The organism is Nocardia sp. NPDC004722 (genome assembly GCF_053601505.1).
This window is the reverse complement of the sequence record NZ_JBSGBY010000715.1, coordinates 1-3,946: the sequence shown is the minus strand read 5'-3', so window position 1 is coordinate 3,946 and position 3,946 is coordinate 1. Positions and strand designations below refer to the sequence as shown.

Here is a 3,946-nt window from a genome sequence, read left to right as displayed (position 1 = left end):
GCCCAGGGCTTCGATCATCTTGACCAGATTCATCGGCACCCCGCCCGCGGCCGCCCCGGCCAGCCGCAGTTCGGGCGCGTAGCGCGGTTGCAGCGCCGCGGCCCACGCGGTCGCCATGCCGCCGCCGGAATAGCCCAGCAGCGCAACTGGACTCGTATCCAGCCCGAACTCGTGGACGCGGCGCAGCGCGCGAATGCCGTCGAGGGTGATCATGCCGCCCAGCCGGGCCGCACCGTAGGCGATGGTCGGACCCAGATGGTCGGGCAGCGCGATCGACCAGCCGTGCAGCAGCAGGCCGTTGAGGATCGGGGCCTCCCGCACCACCAGGTTCGGGTCCTGCGTATAGAGCACATGGGACACCGCGCATTGGGTGCCCAGCGCGTTGATGATGTGCTGATACGACAGCAGAGGCGCGCCGGGGACCGCGGCGACCGGGCGCAGCAGGGTGGTGGTCGCGGCGATCGGATTGCCCGCGGAATTGGTGGAGCGGAACTTCACCAGCGTCACCGTGACGCCCGGGAAAGTCGGCAGGGGCGGCATCGCCCGCACCGCGAGGACGTCGCCGGGTGCGGCGGCCGCGAGATCGGCCGGGGCTTGATAGAACGGATCGGGATCGGGGGTGGGGTAGAGAGGTGACGCGCCCGCGGTGGCGGCGAAGGCCAGCAGGACGGGCAGTGCACCCAAGAGGGCACCGAGCGCGATCAGACGGCGGACGCGAGAACCGGCCGCGCCGCGACGAATCACGGCGGTCATCACGGACAATTACCTCCCAATGGGGTCGCTACGAAGTTGCCCAATAGCACTGTCGAGCTTCGAGACCGTGCCACCGATGCCGACACGCCGACCGCCCCGATAATTGATCCGCGCTAATCCGTCAGCGCCGCTTCCAGCACCGGCCACGAATCGTGCAAATCCTGCTGCCAATACGGCCAGGAATGCGTGCCTTCCGGATGCAGCACGACCGTCGCCGCCACATCCAGCTCCCGCAGTCGCCGCTGAAACGTCTCGGTGCATCCGCGCACCAGATATTCGAGTACCGCTCCGAAAGTCACCGCCTGCGGCATGAGCGGGTCGGTCAGCGATTCCGGGCCGGGTGTCCCGCTGCCCGCCGAGATATACACCGCCTTGCCGCGCAAGGCGGCCGCACGGGAGAGCGGGTCATGCTCCGCCCAGGCCGGATCGCCGTCGGGGCCCCACATATTGTCCGGGTTGCCGCCCACCCAGCTGATCGAATTGCGAATGGCCAGTTGGGCATTCGCGCTCACGGTATCCAGGCAGCCGCTGAAGGAGGCGAAACCGCGATACAGGTCCGGATACCGGGTGGTCAGCGTCGCCGCCGATAGCGCGCCCATCGACAGCCCGCCGATGGCATTGCGGCCGTTGCCCGCGAAACGCGAGTCGATCAGCGGCGGCAGTTCCCTGGTCAGGAATGTCTCCCACCGCTGCACGCCGCCCAGCCCGGGATCGGGCCGCTCCCAGTCGGAATAGAAGCTGCCGCGCCCGCCGACGGGCAGCACCACATTCACACGCTTATCCGCGAAGAAGGCGGCGATATCGGTCTTCTGTGTCCAATTCGTCTCCCCTGCACCGGAATCCACACCGTCGAGCAGATAGTAGGTGGGGCGTGGCTCGGCATCGGCGGGATGCAGGACGTCCACGGTGACCGTGCGATTCATGGCCGCGGAATACACCGTGAGCCGAGAACGGTTCGCGCTGATGTCCTGCACTCCGGCGAGGACGGAGTCGACGGTCGGATCGGCATGTGCGACGCCGGTCCCCGATATCGACAACACCAGCACGGTGAGTGCCGCGGCCGCGGTTCTTCGCATATCGGCGGTCATCGCTGTCCATTCATCAGGATCCGACTGTCCGAACATTTCGGATGCTAAGTGAAATGAACTCGGCTCAATCGAAGCGACGCCGCGCGAACTTAGCTAACTGTTAGCCAAATCACGGTGACCGGTCAATGCCCGGGCCCGGTGCAGCCCGGCGGGACCAGCCGCCCGGCCAGCAACTGCTCGACCCAGCCATTGGTCAACGGAATCGACAACGCGCCCACCAGGAAATGCTCACCCGGAAACGGCTGCAACCGCACCCGCGCACCGCGCGCGCACCACTCGTCGAACAAATGCCGCGCGCCCTCGAACGGAATCCAGATCTCATCGACCCCGTGGAACAGGAACACCGGCACCGCCGGGGCGACCGCACCCGGCCGGTTCTCCCGCATGATCCGTTGCACCAACGGCAGTTTCGTCGGATCGGGCACATCCGAGAGCTGATCGGCCCGCAGCGGCGCGATCACCCCGAGCGCCGTCTCCTGCGAAATACAGATGTCGCGGAACAGCTTCGCCACCCGCCAGCCGTTGTCATTGAGCAGATCCAGCAGTTCCGGGTACTCGCGCCCCAGCCCCAGCGCCGCCGCCAGCAGCACGCCCGAGGCGAAGTTGCGGCCGTCCATGCGCGGCAGCAGCAGCTCGTAATCCGCCGGAGTGCCGCCGATCATCGCTCCCACCAAGCGAATCTCGGGGGCGTAGGTGGGCGCCAGTTGTGCGGCCCAACTCGTCGCGATCGCGCCGCCGGAATATCCGGTCAGCACCACCGGTGTCTGCGGCCCCAATCCCGGCATCGGCGTGCGGGTCGCCGCGCGGATCGAATCCAGCACGGCGTGACCGCCCATCAGCCCGGCCGCGTACGCCTGTCGTGGGCCCTGATGGTCGGGGATCACGACGGCGTAATTCTTGGCCAGCAGCAACTGGATCGCCAACAGATCCGCCGATACCCCGCGCTTCAACTCCGCGGAGGGCGCGCACGAATGCCCGACCGAGGAGATCGGAATGTTGTAGGACACCAGCGGTCTCGGGCCGGTTCCGCGCCAGGGCGCGTACGGCAGCAGCAACGTCGTCACCACCGGGACCGGATGGTCGTGCGAGTCGGTGGAGCGCACCAGCAGCTCGAGGGAGCGCGCGGTCGGAAACAGCCCGCCCGCCACACGGACGCTCAGCAGCGTCCCGGGCGCTTTCGCCTCGAATCCGGGCTTGGGCGTGTAGAACGGATCGGACCGCGGCGTCGGCATGATGGCGGCCGGATCATGTTGCGGCGCTATGAGATCCACCAGCGGATTGGCATGCGCGGTCGCGGGCACCAGGGCCGTCGCCAGTGCCGCCAGGAGCAATATCCGTATTGCCCGGATTGTCACGATCCCGGATCGTTGCATACCGAATGGTCTCGTTTTCGGATTTGGCTCGGCGCGGCGACGGGAGCTCTCGGCACCCCCGCCGCCAGCAGGGGCACTGGTGGCGGTGACGGCTTGGTTCCGGCGCGGGGCGGGCCTGGTTCTGGCACAGTGTCGGAATGAGGTGGTCGATCGTCCTGGCGGCGGTGCTCGCCCTGACCGCCGGATGCACTGCCGCGCACGGCCCCGACTCACCCTGGCGTGAAGTGCCACTGCCCCAGCACGATGCCCGCATTCTGGAATTCGCGCCCACCGCCGACGGGGTGCTCGCGCTGGGCTCGATCCCCGCCACCGACGGTCGCGCCCCCGCCGCCTGGACCACCACGGACGGCAGCCACTGGAAGACCGTGCCGGTACATGGGGAAAGTCCGTATGCCAAACTCGCCGAACTCATTTCGGCGGGGACAGGCGACCGGACGGTGGTGCTGGGTCAGGCTTTCGGTGGCGCGCACGCCAATCCGCGCATGACCATCTGGAGCGGCGGCGCGGGTGGGCTCACCGAGTACCCGCAGGCCATGGAGATGTTCGGCGGCCCGCACGCCATCGCGGTCAGTGCGGCCGTGGCACTGCGCGGCACAGATCTGCTCATCGGCGACTGGGACGGCCCCGGCGGCCGCTACGGCGACGATGACCGCCGCCCGCTCCGGCTGATCGGCGACGTGGCTTCCGGGAAACATGCGCATTCCTCCCCGTGAGAGACAGACAAACCGACGC

At 68.0% G+C, this 3,946-nt stretch carries 4 protein-coding genes; 1 reads left to right on the top strand and 3 read right to left on the bottom strand.

The features are described 5' to 3' along the window. From ACWELQ_RS40455 to ACWELQ_RS40445, 3 genes are all read right to left on the bottom strand, one after another. The coding region (locus tag ACWELQ_RS40455; protein ID WP_452402286.1) for a lipase family protein at positions 1-753 on the bottom strand (753 nt) is incomplete at its 3' end. A gap of 113 nt (positions 754-866) precedes the next feature. Then, positions 867-1,829 (bottom strand): alpha/beta hydrolase, encoded by a 963-nt coding sequence (locus ACWELQ_RS40450; protein ID WP_452402285.1) that lies wholly within the window; start codon positions 1,827-1,829, stop codon positions 867-869. A gap of 134 nt (positions 1,830-1,963) precedes the next feature. Then, on the bottom strand, positions 1,964-3,196 hold the full coding sequence (locus tag ACWELQ_RS40445) for a lipase family protein (protein WP_452402284.1): 1,233 nt from the start codon (positions 3,194-3,196) through the stop codon (positions 1,964-1,966). 155 nt (positions 3,197-3,351) lie between these two features. Here ACWELQ_RS40445 and ACWELQ_RS40440 point away from each other — a divergent pair, with 155 nt between their 5' ends. Further along, positions 3,352-3,927 (top strand): hypothetical protein, encoded by a 576-nt coding sequence (locus tag ACWELQ_RS40440; RefSeq protein WP_452402283.1) that lies wholly within the window; start codon positions 3,352-3,354, stop codon positions 3,925-3,927. The last annotated feature ends 19 nt before the right edge of the window (positions 3,928-3,946 follow it).